18 protein-coding genes are annotated in these 14,853 nt (G+C 63.6%); all 18 read right to left on the bottom strand.

Translation table 11 applies throughout. From position 1 onward, the window contains the following. Window positions 1–3: 3 nt before the first annotated feature. Window positions 4–1,545 carry an NADH-quinone oxidoreductase subunit M gene (locus ABWV23_RS08150; protein WP_353346802.1) on the bottom strand — a complete coding sequence of 514 codons (1,542 nt, stop codon included), beginning with the start codon at window positions 1,543–1,545 and terminating at the stop codon, window positions 4–6. Then, a complete protein-coding gene (nuoL, locus tag ABWV23_RS08145; RefSeq protein ID WP_353346800.1) occupies window positions 1,545–3,647 on the bottom strand; it encodes an NADH-quinone oxidoreductase subunit L in 2,103 nt (700 codons plus the stop codon). Before nuoL ends, ABWV23_RS08150 begins: the two co-directional genes overlap by 1 nt. 6 nt (window positions 3,648–3,653) lie before the next feature. Then, window positions 3,654–3,959, bottom strand: coding sequence for an NADH-quinone oxidoreductase subunit NuoK (gene nuoK / locus ABWV23_RS08140; protein WP_028956125.1), 306 nt, complete (start codon window positions 3,957–3,959; stop codon window positions 3,654–3,656). 82 nt (window positions 3,960–4,041) lie between these two features. Next, window positions 4,042–4,191 carry a hypothetical protein gene (locus ABWV23_RS08135; RefSeq protein ID WP_353346798.1) on the bottom strand — a complete coding sequence of 50 codons (150 nt, stop codon included), beginning with the start codon at window positions 4,189–4,191 and terminating at the stop codon, window positions 4,042–4,044. Window positions 4,192–4,195: 4 nt separating this feature from the next. Then, window positions 4,196–4,798: an NADH-quinone oxidoreductase subunit J gene (locus ABWV23_RS08130; protein WP_353346796.1), complete on the bottom strand. Its 603-nt coding sequence runs from the start codon at window positions 4,796–4,798 to the stop codon at window positions 4,196–4,198. Continuing rightward, window positions 4,795–5,208, bottom strand: a complete 414-nt coding sequence (locus ABWV23_RS08125; protein WP_353346794.1) for a carboxymuconolactone decarboxylase family protein — start codon at window positions 5,206–5,208, stop codon at window positions 4,795–4,797. Before ABWV23_RS08125 ends, ABWV23_RS08130 begins: the two co-directional genes overlap by 4 nt. Beyond that, window positions 5,205–5,699, bottom strand: a complete 495-nt coding sequence (gene nuoI, locus ABWV23_RS08120; protein WP_353346792.1) for an NADH-quinone oxidoreductase subunit NuoI — start codon at window positions 5,697–5,699, stop codon at window positions 5,205–5,207. The genes ABWV23_RS08125 and nuoI overlap by 4 nt, the downstream gene beginning before the upstream one ends. 2 nt (window positions 5,700–5,701) lie before the next feature. Continuing rightward, window positions 5,702–6,742: an NADH-quinone oxidoreductase subunit NuoH gene (gene nuoH / locus ABWV23_RS08115; RefSeq protein ID WP_353346790.1), complete on the bottom strand. Its 1,041-nt coding sequence runs from the start codon at window positions 6,740–6,742 to the stop codon at window positions 5,702–5,704. 6 nt (window positions 6,743–6,748) lie between these two features. Beyond that, the gene (locus ABWV23_RS08110; protein ID WP_353346789.1) at window positions 6,749–7,135 is read right to left on the bottom strand and encodes a YNQ4 family lipoprotein; all 387 of its coding nucleotides are present in this window, start codon (window positions 7,133–7,135) and stop codon (window positions 6,749–6,751) included. Further along, a complete protein-coding gene (nuoG, locus tag ABWV23_RS08105; protein ID WP_353346787.1) occupies window positions 7,132–9,147 on the bottom strand; it encodes an NADH-quinone oxidoreductase subunit NuoG in 2,016 nt (671 codons plus the stop codon). Before nuoG ends, ABWV23_RS08110 begins: the two co-directional genes overlap by 4 nt. Window positions 9,148–9,150: 3 nt before the next feature. Then, the gene (locus ABWV23_RS08100) at window positions 9,151–9,564 is read right to left on the bottom strand and encodes a DUF5333 domain-containing protein (protein ID WP_353346785.1); all 414 of its coding nucleotides are present in this window, start codon (window positions 9,562–9,564) and stop codon (window positions 9,151–9,153) included. A 98-nt stretch (window positions 9,565–9,662) separates the two neighbouring features. Continuing rightward, complete coding sequence (locus ABWV23_RS08095) at window positions 9,663–10,031, bottom strand: hypothetical protein (RefSeq protein ID WP_353346881.1); 369 nt, start codon at window positions 10,029–10,031, stop codon at window positions 9,663–9,665. A gap of 5 nt (window positions 10,032–10,036) precedes the next feature. Then, complete coding sequence (gene nuoF, locus ABWV23_RS08090; protein WP_353346783.1) at window positions 10,037–11,332, bottom strand: NADH-quinone oxidoreductase subunit NuoF; 1,296 nt, start codon at window positions 11,330–11,332, stop codon at window positions 10,037–10,039. Window positions 11,333–11,337: 5 nt separating this feature from the next. Continuing rightward, on the bottom strand, window positions 11,338–11,562 hold the full coding sequence (locus ABWV23_RS08085) for a DUF5337 domain-containing protein (RefSeq protein WP_353346781.1): 225 nt from the start codon (window positions 11,560–11,562) through the stop codon (window positions 11,338–11,340). A gap of 43 nt (window positions 11,563–11,605) precedes the next feature. Further along, window positions 11,606–12,751 (bottom strand): NADH-quinone oxidoreductase subunit NuoE, encoded by a 1,146-nt coding sequence (gene nuoE, locus ABWV23_RS08080; protein ID WP_353346779.1) that lies wholly within the window; start codon window positions 12,749–12,751, stop codon window positions 11,606–11,608. A gap of 88 nt (window positions 12,752–12,839) precedes the next feature. Further along, window positions 12,840–14,060 carry an NADH-quinone oxidoreductase subunit D gene (locus ABWV23_RS08075; RefSeq protein WP_353346777.1) on the bottom strand — a complete coding sequence of 407 codons (1,221 nt, stop codon included), beginning with the start codon at window positions 14,058–14,060 and terminating at the stop codon, window positions 12,840–12,842. Then, entirely contained in the window at window positions 14,060–14,230 is a 171-nt protein-coding gene (locus tag ABWV23_RS08070; RefSeq protein ID WP_353346775.1) for a hypothetical protein, read from the bottom strand. Before ABWV23_RS08070 ends, ABWV23_RS08075 begins: the two co-directional genes overlap by 1 nt. Beyond that, window positions 14,230–14,835, bottom strand: coding sequence for an NADH-quinone oxidoreductase subunit C (locus ABWV23_RS08065; RefSeq protein ID WP_353346773.1), 606 nt, complete (start codon window positions 14,833–14,835; stop codon window positions 14,230–14,232). Before ABWV23_RS08065 ends, ABWV23_RS08070 begins: the two co-directional genes overlap by 1 nt. Between the last annotated feature and the right edge of the window lie 18 nt (window positions 14,836–14,853).

Raw genomic sequence — 14,853 nt, 5'->3', positions numbered from 1 at the left:
CCCTTAGTTCGAGGCGTGCTGGCTGACGGCCTCGGCCGCTGCCAGCGCAGTGTCAAATTTCTCGACCAGCGCGGTGGTCGAAGGTCCGATGATATCGGTGACCAGCGCCGGGTAGACCCCCAGCAGCAGGGTCATCGCCACCAGCGGGGCAAAGATCCATTTCTCGCGCGCGGACATGTCCTGGATGGTCTTCAGGCTTTCCTTGATCAGGTCACCGAACACCACCCGGCGATAAAGCCACAGCGCATAGCTCGCCGAGAGGATCACCCCCGTCGCCGCCACCGCCGTGACCCAGGTGTTGACCTGGAAGGCCCCCATCATGGTCAGGAATTCGCCGACAAACCCGGAGGTGCCCGGCAGCCCGACGTTGCCCATGGTGAAGAACATGAACACCAGCGCATAGGCCGGCATCCGATTCACCAGCCCGCCATAGGCGTCGATGTCGCGGGTGTGCATCCGGTCATAGATCACGCCGACGCAGAGGAAGAGCGCGGCGGAAATGAACCCGTGGCTCATCATCTGGAAGATGGCGCCGTCGAGACCCTGCTGGTTGGCGGCAAAGATGCCCATGGTGACAAAGCCCATGTGCGCCACCGAGGAATAGGCGATCAGCTTCTTCATGTCTTCCTGCACCAGCGCCACCAGAGAGGTGTAGACAATAGCGATCGCGCTCATCCACAGCACCAGCGGTGCCATCACGTCAGAACCCACCGGGAACATCGGCAGCGAAAAGCGCAGGAAGCCGTAGCCGCCCATCTTCAGCATGATCGCGGCCAGCACAACCGAGCCGGCGGTCGGCGCCTGAACGTGCGCGTCGGGCAACCAGGTGTGCACCGGCCACATCGGCATCTTGACCGCGAAGCTGGCGAAGAAGGCCAGGAACAGCAGGGTCTGCATCCCGCCCAGCACGTGAATGCCCAGCACCGAGAAGCTTTCCGAGGCAAACTCATGCGCCATCAACATCTCGATGTCGGTGGTGCCCGCGTCAGCGAACATCGCCACCATCGCGACCAGCATCAAGACCGACCCGAGGAAGGTGAAGAGGAAGAACTTGAAGCTGGCATAGATACGGTTCTTGCCGCCCCAGATGCCGATGATCAGGAACATCGGGATCAGCCCGGCCTCGAAGAACAGGTAGAACAGGATCAGGTCCAGCGCCATGAACACGCCCAGCATCAGCGTTTCCAGCAACAGGAAGGCGATCATGTATTCCTTGACGCGGGTGGTGACCTTCCAGCTCGCCATGATGGTCAGCGGCATGATGAAGGTGGTCAGCAGCACGAAGAGCACGCTGATGCCGTCCACGCCCATCTTGTATTTCAGGCCCAGCAGCCATTCACCCTCTTCCACCATCTGGAAGCCGGTGTTTGCGGGATCGAAGCCGGTATAGATGGCGATGGACACCAGGAAGGTGACCGAGGTGGCAAACATCGCCACCCATTTCGCGTTGCGCTGCGCTGCGGCGTCGTCGCCCCGCAGGAACAGGGCCAGAATCAACGCGGCCAGCGCCGGGATGAAGGTGACAATCGAAAGAAGGTTGTCCATCAGTGCGCTCCTCCGCCGATCGACATCCAGGTGACTAGGGCGGCGATCCCCAGCACCATCCAGAAGGCATAGGTGAAGATAAAGCCCGACTGCGCGCGACCGGCCAGCCGGGTAAAGAACGGGATGATCCCCATGGCGACACCGTTGATGATGCCGTCGATGGTGCTGCCGTCACCGCGCTTCCACAGAAGGCGGCCCAGCATCACCATCGGCTTGACCAGGATAGCGTCATAGATCTCGTCGAAATACCACTTGTTCTTAAGGAACAGGTACAACGGACGCTGGTTCTCGGCCAGGCGAGCGGGCAGCGACGGGTTCACGATATAGAACCAGATCGCGACCAGCAGCCCCAGCACCATGGCGATGAAGGGCGAAACCTTGACCCACTTGGGCGCCGCATGCGCCTCGTCCAGCACATGGTTGTCCGGCGAGATGTAAAGCGCGCCCTGCCCCGGTTCCCCGGCAAAGGCAGCGTGATGCGCCCCCGCCGCGGCGGCGTGACCGGCGCCTTCGCCGTGGGTCGCCTCTTCACCGTGGCCGGCGTCCTCGCCCGTCGCCTCGGCATGCGCCTCAGTCATCGGGATGCCATAGAACTTGCCGACCTGGTCGGCATGGCCAAAGAAGTTGCCGTACCAGAGCATGCCCGCGAAAACCGCGCCCAGGCTGAGAACGCCCAACGGGATCAACATGACCACCGGGCTCTCATGGGCGTGATCATGCGTGTGCTTGTCGCCCCGCGCCTCGCCAAAGAAGGTCAGGAAGATCAGCCGCCAAGAGTAGAAGCTGGTAAAGGCCGCCGCGATCACCAACAGCCAGAACCCGTAACCGGACCCTCCGGCATAGGCGCTCTCGATGATGGCATCCTTGGAGAGGAACCCGGCAAAACCGATCTGGGTCAGCGGAATGCCCACCCCGGTGATCGCCAGCGTACCGACAATCATCGACCAATAGGTAAAGGGGATCTTCTTGCGCAGCCCGCCGTACTTCATCATGTCCTGCTCGTGGTGCATCGCGTGGATGACGGAGCCGGCCCCGAGGAACAACAGCGCCTTGAAGAAAGCGTGCGTCAGCAGGTGGAACATCGCCGCCGAATACATGCCCACGCCAGCGGCCACGAACATGTAGCCGAGCTGCGAACAAGTCGAATAGGCGATGACCCGCTTGATATCGGTCTGCACCAGGCCGACGGTCGCCGCAAAGAACGCGGTGGTCGCCCCCAGCACGGTAATGAAGGTGGTCGCATGGGGCGCGAACTCCATCACCGGGGACATCCGGCAGACCAGGAACACGCCCGCCGTCACCATGGTCGCGGCGTGGATCAGCGCCGACACAGGCGTCGGGCCCTCCATCGCGTCCGGCAGCCAGGTGTGCAGCAGAAGCTGCGCCGATTTCCCCATCGCCCCGACAAAGAGCAGAACCGCGATCACCTCCGAGGCGGTCCATTCCTGCCACAGGAAGGTCAGCTTGGTTTCCGCCAGCGTCGGCGCAAAGGCAAAGACGTCGTCAAAGGCGATGCTGTCGACGGTGAAGAACAGCGCCAGCATGCCGAGAATAAAGCCGAAGTCGCCGACCCGGTTCACCACGAAGGCCTTCATCGCCGCCGCGCTTGCGCTCGGCTTGCGATAGTAGAACCCGATCAGGAGATAAGAGGCCAGGCCCACGCCCTCCCAACCGAAGAACATCTGCACCAGGTTGTTGGCGGTCACCAGCATCAGCATGGTGAAGGTGAAGAACGACAGATAGGCAAAGAAGCGCGGCTTGTAGCTCTCGCCTTCCTTGAAGGCCGGGTCATGCGCCATGTAGCCGAAACTGTAGAGGTGCACGAAGGCCGACACCGTGGTCACCACGATCAGCATGATCGCGGTCAGCCGGTCCAGCCGGATCGACCAGGCCGAGGAAAGCGTGCCGCTTTCGATATACTTCAGGATCTCGATCTGCTGGGTCACCCCGTCAAAGCCGAGGAACACGATCCAGCTCAGGATGCACGACAAGAACAGCGCGCCGGTCGTCAGCCACATCGCGGCGGTTTCGCCGATGATCTTCCAGCCAAAGCCGGCGATGATCGCTGCGACGAGCGGAGCGAAGAGAATGATGGTTTCCATGATCTCTTAGCCTTTCATCACGTTTACATCTTCCACCGCGATGGTGCCGCGGTTTCGGAAGAAGCAGACCAGGATCGCCAACCCGATGGCGGCCTCGGCGGCGGCGACCGTCAGAACGAAGAGGGTGAAGACCTGCCCCACCAGATCGCCCAGAAAGCTGGAGAACGACACAAGGTTGATGTTCACCGCAAGCAGCATCAGCTCGATGCTCATCAGCAGGATGATCACGTTCTTGCGGTTCAGAAACAGCCCGAAGATCCCGATGACGAACAGCGTCGCCGCGACGGTCAAATAATGTTCAAGTCCGATCATGTCGTCCCTCTGGGCCCGCGCCCGTTCGTTCCTTGTTACCCGGTCCCGGATGTCCGGGGCCTGCCGGGTCGTGGCGCCCGGCCTAGTCCTTGAGCACCGCCACCGCGGTGCGTTTGATCTTCCACCAGCGATAAGCCGTCCAGCTCAGCGCCAGTTTCACACCCCATATCAGCGCAAGCCCGAAAATCCCCAGCTTCGAAAAGACCAGGTGGGCAAGGCCGATCAACTCCATCGCGTCACAACCCCTGCCCCGGCTTGACGTCGCGCAATTCCATCGCATCGGCCGGATCGCGGTAGATCTGGGCCAGGATGTCCTGTCGCTTGATGTCCTGGCGATGGCGCAGTGTCAGCACGATCGCCCCGATCATCGCCACCAGCAGGATCAGACCGGCCAGCTGGAACAGGATGAAATACTGGTCATAGATGATCGCGCCCAGGGCCTCGGTGTTGTGCATGTCCACCGGCGTCGGATGCGCCCGCAGCGCCTCGGCCGCTGCGTTCGATTCCCAGGCGCCAAAGGCCATCACGAACTGCATCAGGATGATCAGCCCGACCAGCAGTGCCAGCGGCATGTAGCGGGCCATCTCGGCCTTGAGCTCGGCGAAGTCGACGTCGAGCATCATCACCACGAACAGGAACAGAACCATCACCGCGCCGACATAGACAATCACCAGCAGCATGGCGACGAATTCCGCCCCCAGCAGCACGAACAGCCCTGCCGAGGAGATGAAGGCCAGGATCAGCCACAGCACCGAGTGCACCGGCTGGCGGCTGATCACGGTGAACAGCCCGCCGATGACGGCGCTGATCGCGAACAGATAAAAGGCAAACACGCTCATGCTTCGTCATCCTCGTTCTCTCCGCCCATGGCCTCACGCGCCAGTTCCAGCGCCCGGGTCATGGCCGGAATGCCGGCGAAAACCGACATCTGACCGATCGTTTCCACGATCTCCTGTTTCTTCGCGCCCGCCGCGATGGCGTGGCGCACCGTCTGACGCAGCGCCGTGTCGGCCTGCGCCCCTTGCATCGTCAGCCCGGCCAGCGTCAGCAGCAGACGCGTCTTGGCATCCAGCCCGCCCTTGTTGAAGGCGTTTCCGAAGACCAGCTCCATCACGTCCTTGGGCATGGTCGGCCACAACGACTCGAACCCCTTCGGACTGAAGTTCTCCAGCGCCGGATTGAAGGCCCGGGCCATGTCGTGGGCCTGCTGCATCATGGCCTCAAAGGGATTCTTGGGCGTGTCGTTCATCGGTACGGCGCATCCAGTTCCAGGTTGCGGGCGATCTCGGCCTCCCAGCGATCGCCGTTATCCAGCAGCTTCTGCTTGTCGTAGAACAGCTCTTCGCGGGTCTCGGTGGCAAATTCGAAGTTCGGCCCCTCGACGATGGCGTCGACCGGGCAGGCCTCCTGGCAGAAACCGCAATAGATGCACTTGGTCATGTCGATGTCGTATCGCGTGGTGCGGCGGCTGCCGTCTTCACGCGGTTCGGCGTCGATGGTGATCGCCTGCGCCGGGCAGACCGCCTCGCACAGCTTGCAGGCGATGCAGCGCTCTTCCCCGTTGGGATAGCGGCGCAGGGCGTGCTCCCCACGGAACCGCGGGCTCAACGGACCCTTTTCATGCGGATAGTTCACCGTCGCCTTGGGCGCGAAGAAGTATTTCAGCCCCAGCTTCATGCCGACGAAGAAGTCGTTGAGCAGGAAGTACTTGGCGGCACGGGTATAATCGATCTGAGTCATGGTCAGCCCCCCGTGGTCCAGCGGGCGAAGCTGCCCCAGAACCAGTCGAATCTTGCGGCGAAGGAAACGAAGACCACCCAGACCAGGCTGAACGGCAGGAACACCTTCCAGCCCAGCCGCATCAGCTGGTCATAGCGATAGCGCGGCGTGATCGCCTTCACCATGGCGAAGATAAAGAAGACGAACAGCATCTTGCCGATCAGCCACAGGATGCCGTCGGGCAGCCCCGGGATCGGCGACAGCCAGCCGCCGAAGAACAGCAGCGAGGTCAGCGCGCACATCAGCACCACCGCCGTCAGCTCGCCGATCATGAACAGCAGGAAGGGGGTCGAACTGTATTCCACCTGATAGCCGGCCACCAGTTCCGATTCCGCTTCGGGCAGGTCAAAGGGCGGGCGGTTGGTCTCGGCCAGCGCCGAGATGAAGAACAGGAACAGCATCGGCAGATGCGGCAGCCAGTACCAGCTGAACAGCCCGTACCTGCCATCCTGCGCATGCACGATATCGGTCAGGTTCATCGACCCGGTCGAGATGATCACCCCGATGATGATCAGGCCGATCGACACCTCGTAGGAAATCATCTGCGCGGCCGACCGCAGGCTGCCCAGGAAGGGATACTTCGAGTTCGAGGCCCAGCCGCCCATGATCACGCCGTAGACCTCAAGCGAGGAGATGGCGAAAATGTACAAAATGGCCACGTTTATGTTCGAAACCACCCAGCCGTCGTTGAACGGGATCACCGCCCAGGCGATCAGCGACATCACCAGGCTGATCATCGGCGCCAGCAGGAACACCGTCCGGTCGGCCCCGGCGGGAAAGACCACTTCCTTGACCATGTATTTCAGGAAGTCGGCAAAACTCTGAAGAAGACCGTAGACACCCACAACGTTGGGTCCGCGGCGCATCTGCACGGCGGCCCAGACCTTGCGGTCGGCATACATCAGAAACGCCAGCGCCACCAAGAGCGGCACGACGACCAGCAGCACCTGTCCGATCAGGACCAAGGCGATGCCCAGGTAGGTGTTGGAAAAGAAATCAGCCATAGGTCCTCACACCGTGGGTATTCCGTTCTCCGCGCAATGCGCAACCACGACTTCGGCGTCGAGTTTGCGCAGCCCGCGGGGCAGCGATGGCGAGATGGTGTAAACAGCATCTGCCGACCACACGCCACCCTCTTCTTGTACATTTGTGCGCAGATGCCGGGCAAAACCGTAGCCCCGGATCAGCGCGTATTGCGCCGCAGCGCATTCCGCATAGGCATCCACGTCCGCGTTGTCGCGGGCGCCGGTCATCTCGACGGTGAACTGCACCAAGTCGCCGTCCAGCAGACGGGTTTCGACCCCCCGGTACTCCGGGGCAAAGCGCGTCACCGCACCGCCGGGCTGCATCGCGCAGGCCGCCAGCAACAGGGGCGATATGATCACCGCCCGGTTCATTCCGCCGCCAGTTTCCCGGATTTGCGCGCCGCCGCGTTGGCGCTGAGTTCGGCCATCACGGCCGAGGCCCGGGCAATCGGGTTGGTCAGGTAGAAATCGCGGATCGCGTTGCGGAAATCGGCCTTGCCCAGCGGCGCGGCATCCAGCGGCTGCCAGTCGTTTTCCGGGACCGTGTCGATCCCGGCCAGGTGCGGCACCTCGGCGACCAGTGCCTGGCGCAGCTGCGCGAGCGAGTCATAGGGCAGCGTCGCGCCCAGTTCACCAGACAGCGCCCGAAGGATGGCCCAGTTCTCCTTGGCCTCGCCGGGGGCAAAGCCCGCCCGCAGCGCCAGTTGCGGACGCCCCTCGGTATTGACGAACAGGCCCGGCTCCTCGGTATAGGCGGCGCCGGGCAGGATCACGTCGGCCCGGTGCGCGCCACGGTCGCCATGGCTGCCCTGGTAGATCACAAAGGCACCCTCGCCGATCTCGACCTCGTCGGCGCCGAGGTTGTAGATCACGTCGGCAGCGCTGACCGCCTCCATGCCGCCCTCGGCGGTGGCGCCCACGTCCATCGCGCCGACACGACCGGCGGCGGTGTGCAGCACCAGAAGTTTCGACCCCGTGGCTTCGGCCATCTGCATCGCCTTGGCGATCACCGCGGCGCCGTCGGCCTCGCGGATGGCGCCCTGCCCGAGCACGATCACCGGGTTCTTGTCGGAGATGTCATGGGCATCGGCCGCAGCGGCCTCCAGCGCGGCGCGATCCGTGCCCACATGGGTATAGTCATAGGTCAGATCGACCGCTTCGCCGATCATCCCCACCGCGGCGCCGTTCAGCCAGGCCTTGCGGATGCGGGCGTTGAGCACCGGCGCCTCGTCGCGCGGGTTGGTGCCGATCAGCAGGATCGCCCTGGATGCGTCGATATCCTCGATCGCCGCGGTGCCGACATAGCCCGAGCGGTTACCGGCCGGCAGCCGGGCCCCGTCGGTGCGGCATTCCACGACGCCACCCTGCCCCTCGATCAATTGCTTGAGTGCGTAGGCGGCCTCGACCGGAGCCAGATCCCCGACCAGGCCGGCCAGTTTCTCGGCGCCCTTGATCGCGGTGGCGGCCTTGTCCAGCGCCTCGGGCCAGGTGGCCGGGCGCAGCTTGCCGTTCTCGCGGATAAAGGGCTTGTCCAGCCGTTGGCGCCGCAGCCCGTCCCAGATGAAACGGGTCTTGTCGGAAATCCATTCCTCGTTCACGCCGTCATGGTTCCGCGGCAGGACGCGCTTCACTTCGCGCCCCTTGGTATCGACGCGGATGTTCGATCCCAGCGCGTCCATCACGTCGACGGTCTCGGTCTTGGTCAGCTCCCACGGGCGCGCGGTAAAGGCATAGGGCTTCGAGGTCAGCGCACCCACCGGGCACAGGTCGATGATGTTGCCCTGCAGGTTGCTGTCCAGCGTTTCGCCCAGATAGGACGTAATCTCGGCATCCTCGCCGCGCCCGGTCTGGCCCATCTGGGTGATCCCCGCCACCTCGGTGGTGAAGCGCACGCAGCGGGTGCAGGAGATGCAGCGGGTCATGTTGGTTTCGACCAGCGGCCCGAGGTTCACGTCATCCATGGCGCGCTTGGCCTCGCGAAAGCGCGAGAAATCGACGCCATAGGCGATCGCCTGATCCTGCAGGTCGCATTCGCCGCCCTGGTCGCAGATCGGGCAATCCAGCGGGTGGTTGATGAGCAGGAACTCCATCACCCCCTCACGGGCCTTCTTGACCATGGGCGAGTTGGTCTTGACCACCGGCGCCTGGCCTTCCGGCCCGGGCCGCAGGTCCTTGACCTGCATGGCGCAGGAGGCAGTGGGCTTGGGCGGGCCGCCGACGACCTCGACCAGGCACATCCGGCAGTTGCCGGCGATCGACAGACGCTCGTGATAACAGAACCGCGGCACCTCGATCCCCGCGACCTCGCAGGCCTGGATCAGGGTCATGGCCCCGTCCACTTCGATCTCGGTTCCGTCGATGTTGACTTTGCGCAGGTCAGACATGGTCTATTTCGCCCTCAAAAGCGCGCCGATTGCGCTGTTGTTCTTGATTTCCAGCCGGCCCAGCCGGCACAGGTCGCCCGGTGTGTCATAGTCGAGCCCGGCCTTGGCCATATAGGCCCGTCCGCGGTCGATCATCCGGGCCTTCTCGGCCTTGGAGTCGAGCAAGGCGCGGATCTCGCCATCGGAGTACCCCAGATCGTTCGCGCGGGCCTTGAGCCGGCGGATCTGTGCAATCCCCTTGAGAAGTCGCCCGCTGATATCGTCGCATTTGCGGCGAATCTCGTTGGCGACAACGATCGTGAAAATACCGTCGGCAATCTCGGGCACGTCGCGCAGCGGCGGCTTGGCCGAGGCGGCCCCGGCGGGCAGGCCCAGCAACAGGGTGACCGAGAACAGAACGGCAGACAGATACGGCATGGCAAATTCCTCCTTTGCGGAGGTCACAGCACAGGCCGCAGGGCGGCTGTTATGCAATAACGGCCACCCGGACAGGCGGGGATATGCCGCCAGCGTACTCATGGTTTCAGACAAGTCCCGCGGAAGGTCAACGTATCGCCCTCGATCCGCAACACGGCGGGATCGGTGTCCGGCCCGATGGCCCAGTCGATCCGCGACGAGCCGAAATTGGCGATGCAATAGCGGATGCCGGCATATTCCCCGGCCCCGCGCGCCCCGTCGAGCGATTGCGTGGCTTTCTTGACCTCCACCTGGAAATCGGCCGCCGAAACCTTGCGGTCGACCGCCTTTGCCTTGGTCTTGAAATGGATTCCGTCGAACCGGACCCGCTTGTCCTTGTCGGTACACCCGCCAAGCGCCAGCAGGCAGAGCGCCGCCAATGCCGCGCCCCTTGCCAGTTTGGGATATGTTGCCGAAGCCCCCATCATTGCGCTCACTCGGCCGCCATGGCGCCCATGCGCCCGGTTTTCTTGGCCTTGATGCGATCCTCGATCTCTTCGCGGAAGTGCCGGATCAGGCCCTGGATCGGCCAGGCCGCCGCATCGCCAAGCGCACAGATGGTGTGGCCCTCGACCTGCTTGGTGACCGAGAGCAGCATGTCGATCTCTTCCACCTCGGCATCGCCGGTCACGAGCCGGTCCATCACCCGCATCATCCAGCCGGTGCCCTCGCGGCAGGGCGTGCACTGGCCGCAGCTTTCATGCTTGAAGAATTTCGACAGCCGCCAGACCGCCTTCACCACGTCGGTGTTCTGATCCATCACGATCATGCAGCCGGTGCCGAAAGAGCTCTTGTTCTCGCGCATCCAGTCGAAATCCATGATCGCGTCTTCCAGCGCGTCCTTGGGCAGCACCGGGCAGGAGGCGCCACCGGGGATGATGGCCTTGAGGTTGTCCCAGCCGCCGCGAATGCCGCCGCCGTGACGCTCGATGATCTCGCGCACCGGCATCGACATCGCCTCTTCGAAAACGCAGGGCGTGTTCACATGACCGGTCAGCGCCATCAGCTTGGTGCCGTGGTTGTTGGGTCGCCCGAACGAGCTGAACCACTCCGGCCCGCGCCGCAGGATGGTCGGCGCCACCGCGATGGATTCCACGTTGTTCACCGTGGTCGGGCAGCCATAAAGGCCGGCCCCCGCCGGGAACGGCGGTTTCATCCGCGGCATGCCCTTCTTGCCCTCGAGGCTTTCCAGCAGTGCGGTTTCCTCGCCACAGATATAGGCGCCGGCACCGTGATGCAGGTAAAGGTCGAAGTCCCAGCCCGACTTGGCCGCGTTCTTGCCCAGCAAGCCCGCGTCATAGGCCTCGTCGATGGCCGCCTGAAGCGCCTCGCGCTCGCGGATGTATTCACCGCGGATATAGATATAGGCGGCATGCGCGTTCATCGCGAAGCTGGCGATCAGCGCCCCCTCGATCAGCGGGTGCGGATCGTGGCGCATGATCTCGCGGTCCTTGCAGGTCGCGGGCTCGGATTCGTCGGCGTTGATAACCAGATAGGCCGGGCGCCCGTCGCTTTCCTTGGGCATGAAGGACCACTTCAGCCCGGTCGGAAAGCCCGCGCCGCCGCGTCCACGCAGCCCCGAGTCCTTCATCTGCTGGATGATCCAGTCGCGTCCGTTGCCGATGATGCCGGCGGTCCCGTCCCAATGGCCACGGGCCATCGCGCCTTTCAGCGAGCGGTCATGCATCCCGTAGAGGTTGGTAAAGATCCGGTCCTGGTCCTTGAGCATGAGAGCTACCCTTGGCTGTCCTGGCGCATGCGCCAGAGTTGATAGATGTTGACGAAGGCCCAGATGAAGGCCGCGATCGATCCGAAATAGATCAGCATCTCGTAGCGGATCGACAGACCCAGCTGATGCACGATCCAGGGCGCCAGCAGCGACAACAGCGCGGCCGCGGCGATCACCACCCCGGTGAGCCGCCCCTTTCGGGTCATGGCCTTGTCACGTTCTTCGCTCATCGTCTTCCGTCACAATCCCCCCGCGCGGTCCGCGCGGCGGTGGTCAGTCGTACAGTTTGTCTTTTTTCGCCCGCTTGGCGAATTCCGTTTCTTCACCGGCGGCAAGCTTTGCTGCCTGCTCGATCCAGCCGTCCCGTTCGATCCGGCCCTTGAAGGTCAGCCGGTTGTCGACCCAGGCCACCTCGGCCGGGCCCCAGGCCGCGATCTGGTCGAAGTGATAGAACCCCAGGTCGTTCAGGGTCTGCTCCAGCTTCGGCCCGACGCCCTTGAGCATCTTCAGATCATCCGCCCCGCCCTCGCGCGGGCCGCTCAGGATCTCCGGCGCGACCTCCGCGACCTCACCCTCGGCGGGGGCTTCCGGCGTCGCCACCGGCTTGACCGGGGCCGCCTGTTTCGACACGCCGGTTTCGTCGGCCGCGCGCCCCTCGGAGCGGTCGGCGTTATCCGTGGCGGTCCCGTCCGACGGCGCGTCAGGCGCCGCATCGCGCACCCAAGGCGTCAGGATCGGCACCTCGGTGCCGTCAATGCGCTTGACGGTGTCGCCCAGTTTCACCGCGCGGTCGACGCTGGCGTTGTACTGGGTCCGACCGCTTTCGAAATCCTTGAGCGTGGTCAGCCCGGCGGCCGGCTCCGAGGCATAACGCCCGTTCTGCGGCCCCGGCACCGGCACCTTGCCGGCAGCCAGTTCATCAAGAATCTCGGCAAAGCGTTCGGCAGTCAGATCCTCGTAGTAATCCTTGCCGATCTGCGCCATCGGCGCGTTGGAACAGGCCCCGAGGCATTCCACCTCTTCCCACGAGAACTTGCCATCGGCGCTGAGCATGTGCGGCTTCGGCGCGATCTTGTCGCGACAGACCGCGATCAACTCACCCGCGCCACAGATCATGCAGGTCGTGGTGCCGCAGATCTGGATGTTCGCGACCGAGCCGACCGGCTGCAACTGGAACATGAAATAGAACGAGGCCACCTCGAGCGCGCGGATATGCGCCATGCCCAGCATGTCCGCGACATATTCGATCGCCGGGCGGGTCAGCCACCCCTCCTGCTCCTGCGCGCGCCACAGCAGCGGGATGATCGCGCTGGCCTGGCGGCCCTCGGGATACTTGGTGATCTGCGCCTCGGCCCAGGCCAGGTTGGCCGGGGTGTAGGTGAAGCTGTCAGGCTGTTCGTGATACAGGCGGCGGAGCATTATTCTGTCCCCTTGTCAGGGCCGCACCGGAGGATGCCTCCGGCGGGAGTATTTTTGCAGAGAAGAAGCAGGCTGGGCATGCGGGTCATCACCGGTCCACCTCGCCGAACACGATGTCGAGCGAGCCGATGATCGCGGCGATGTCGGCAAGCTGGTGCCCCTTGGCGACATGGTCCATCGCCTGCAGGTGCAGGTAACCCGGTGCGCGCAGCTTGGCGCGATAGGGCTTGTTGGTGCCATCGGCCACCAGGTAGACGCCGAATTCGCCCTTGGGCGCCTCAACGGCGGCGTAAACCTCGCCGGCGGGCACGTGGAAGCCCTCGGTATACAGCTTGAAGTGGTGAATCAGGCTTTCCATCGAGGTTTTCATGTCGCCGCGCTTGGGCGGGGTGATCTTGCCCCGGGCCAGGATATCGCCCTGGTTTTCCGGCATCCGCAGCTTTTCGATGGCCTGCAGGATGATCCGGGTGGATTGGCGCATCTCTTCCATCCGCATCAGGTAGCGGTCGTAGCAGTCGCCGTTCTTGCCCACCGGGATCAGGAAGTCGAACTCGTCATAGCACTCATACGGTTGGGCGCGCCGCAGGTCCCAAGCCAGCCCGACCGAGCGCGCCATGACACCCGAGAACCCGTACTCCTGAACCGTTTCTTCGGTCACCACGCCGATGTCGACGTTGCGCTGCTTGAATATCCGGTTCTCGGTCAGCAGCCCGTCGACATCATCAAGGAAGGCCGGAAAGGCCTTGGCCCATGTCTCGATGTCGTCCAGCAGCGCCGGCGGCAGGTCCTGGTGCACGCCGCCGGGCCGGAAATAGGCCGAGTGCAGCCGCGCGCCACAGGCCCGCTCGTAGAAGATCATCAGCTTTTCGCGTTCCTCGAAGCCCCAGACCGGCGGCGTCAGCGCGCCCACGTCCATGGCCTGGGTCGTCACGTTCAGCAGGTGGTTCAGAACGCGGCCGATCTCGGAATAGAGCACCCGGATCAGCGAGGCACGGCGCGGCACCTCGACCCCGGTCAGCCGTTCGATGGCCAGGCACCAGGCATGCTCCTGGTTCATCGGCGCCACGTAATCGAGCCGGTCGAAATACGGCAGGTTCTGCAGGTAGGTGCGGCTTTCCATCAACTTCTCGGTGCCGCGATGCAGTAGCCCGATATGCGGGTCGCACCGCTCGACGATCTCGCCGTCCAGTTCGAGCACGAGGCGCAACACGCCGTGCGCCGCCGGGTGTTGCGGGCCGAAGTTGATGTTGAAGTTGCGGATCTTCTGTTCGCCGGTCAGGGCATCTTCGAAGCCTTTGGAGCCGTCCATCAGAGTTTCTCCAGCTCTTGCAGTTTCACCGCCATGACCCAGGCCAGGATCGGCACGGCGATCGGGATGACGCAGGCCAGCGCCCAGTACTTGTGAATGCCGAAATGCGGCAGCAGTTTCAGCATCGGAATCGCCGTGATCGCGAAGATCGCCCAGAACAGGATTTCCATCACTTGGCCTCCGGCTTCTCGTCCCCTGGCAGGATATACTCGGCACCTTCCCAGGGGCTCATGAAATCGAACTGGCGGTATTCCTGGACCAGGCTGACCGGTTCGTAGACGACGCGTTTCTCCGCCTCGTCATAGCGCACCTCGGTATAGCCGGTGGTCGGGAAATCCTTGCGCAGCGGATAGCCGCGAAAGCCATAGTCGGTCAGGATGCGGCGCAGGTCCGGATGGCCCGAGAACAGGATACCGAACATGTCGAACACCTCGCGCTCGAACCAGTTGGCCGAGGGGTGGATGTCGATGATCGAGGGCACCATGTCCTCCTCGCGGATCGAGACCCGCAGGCGGATGCGCTGGTTCTGGTACATCGACAGCAGGTGATAGACCACGTCGAACCGTTTCGGCCGGTCCGGGTAATCCACCGCGGTGATATCCACCAGCGTGGAAAACTTGCAGGTGGCGTCGGCCTTCAGGAACTCGACCAGCCCCAAGATGTTGGCCGGGGCCACATCCACGTTCAGCTCGCCAAAACTGACGTCCCAGCCAAGGACACAGTCGGCGCGCCTGGCCTCGATATGCGCGCCCAGCTCGTTCAGTGCTTCGCTCATCGTGCTCTCTCCATCCTC

The organism is Aquicoccus sp. SU-CL01552, assembly GCF_040365005.1.
Lineage (GTDB): Bacteria > Pseudomonadota > Alphaproteobacteria > Rhodobacterales > Rhodobacteraceae > Antarcticimicrobium.
This window is presented reverse-complemented; position numbering and strand designations above follow the sequence as displayed.

Bases quoted from the DNA above. Each gene is read 5' to 3' on its own strand.
- ABWV23_RS08125 (WP_353346794.1), bottom strand. From the start codon at position 5,208: ATGAACGACACGCCCAAGAATCCCTTTGAGGCCATGATGCAGCAGGCC.
- ABWV23_RS08065 (WP_353346773.1), bottom strand. From the start codon at position 14,835: ATGAGCGAAGCACTGAACGAGCTGGGCGCGCATATCGAGGCCAGGCGC.
- ABWV23_RS08135 (WP_353346798.1), bottom strand. From the start codon at position 4,191: ATGGAGTTGATCGGCCTTGCCCACCTGGTCTTTTCGAAGCTGGGGATT.
- ABWV23_RS08130 (WP_353346796.1), bottom strand. From the start codon at position 4,798: ATGAGCGTGTTTGCCTTTTATCTGTTCGCGATCAGCGCCGTCATCGGC.
- nuoK (WP_028956125.1), bottom strand. From the start codon at position 3,959: ATGATCGGACTTGAACATTATTTGACCGTCGCGGCGACGCTGTTCGTC.
- nuoI (WP_353346792.1), bottom strand. From the start codon at position 5,699: ATGACTCAGATCGATTATACCCGTGCCGCCAAGTACTTCCTGCTCAAC.
- nuoG (WP_353346787.1), bottom strand. From the start codon at position 9,147: ATGTCTGACCTGCGCAAAGTCAACATCGACGGAACCGAGATCGAAGTG.
- ABWV23_RS08150 (WP_353346802.1), bottom strand. From the start codon at position 1,545: ATGGACAACCTTCTTTCGATTGTCACCTTCATCCCGGCGCTGGCCGCG.
- ABWV23_RS08075 (WP_353346777.1), bottom strand. From the start codon at position 14,060: ATGGACGGCTCCAAAGGCTTCGAAGATGCCCTGACCGGCGAACAGAAG.
- nuoF (WP_353346783.1), bottom strand. From the start codon at position 11,332: ATGCTCAAGGACCAGGACCGGATCTTTACCAACCTCTACGGGATGCAT.
- ABWV23_RS08070 (WP_353346775.1), bottom strand. From the start codon at position 14,230: ATGGAAATCCTGTTCTGGGCGATCTTCGCGATCACGGCGATTCCGATG.
- ABWV23_RS08095 (WP_353346881.1), bottom strand. From the start codon at position 10,031: ATGATGGGGGCTTCGGCAACATATCCCAAACTGGCAAGGGGCGCGGCA.
- nuoH (WP_353346790.1), bottom strand. From the start codon at position 6,742: ATGGCTGATTTCTTTTCCAACACCTACCTGGGCATCGCCTTGGTCCTG.
- nuoE (WP_353346779.1), bottom strand. From the start codon at position 12,751: ATGCTCCGCCGCCTGTATCACGAACAGCCTGACAGCTTCACCTACACC.
- ABWV23_RS08110 (WP_353346789.1), bottom strand. From the start codon at position 7,135: ATGAACCGGGCGGTGATCATATCGCCCCTGTTGCTGGCGGCCTGCGCG.
- ABWV23_RS08085 (WP_353346781.1), bottom strand. From the start codon at position 11,562: ATGAGCGAAGAACGTGACAAGGCCATGACCCGAAAGGGGCGGCTCACC.
- nuoL (WP_353346800.1), bottom strand. From the start codon at position 3,647: ATGGAAACCATCATTCTCTTCGCTCCGCTCGTCGCAGCGATCATCGCC.
- ABWV23_RS08100 (WP_353346785.1), bottom strand. From the start codon at position 9,564: ATGCCGTATCTGTCTGCCGTTCTGTTCTCGGTCACCCTGTTGCTGGGC.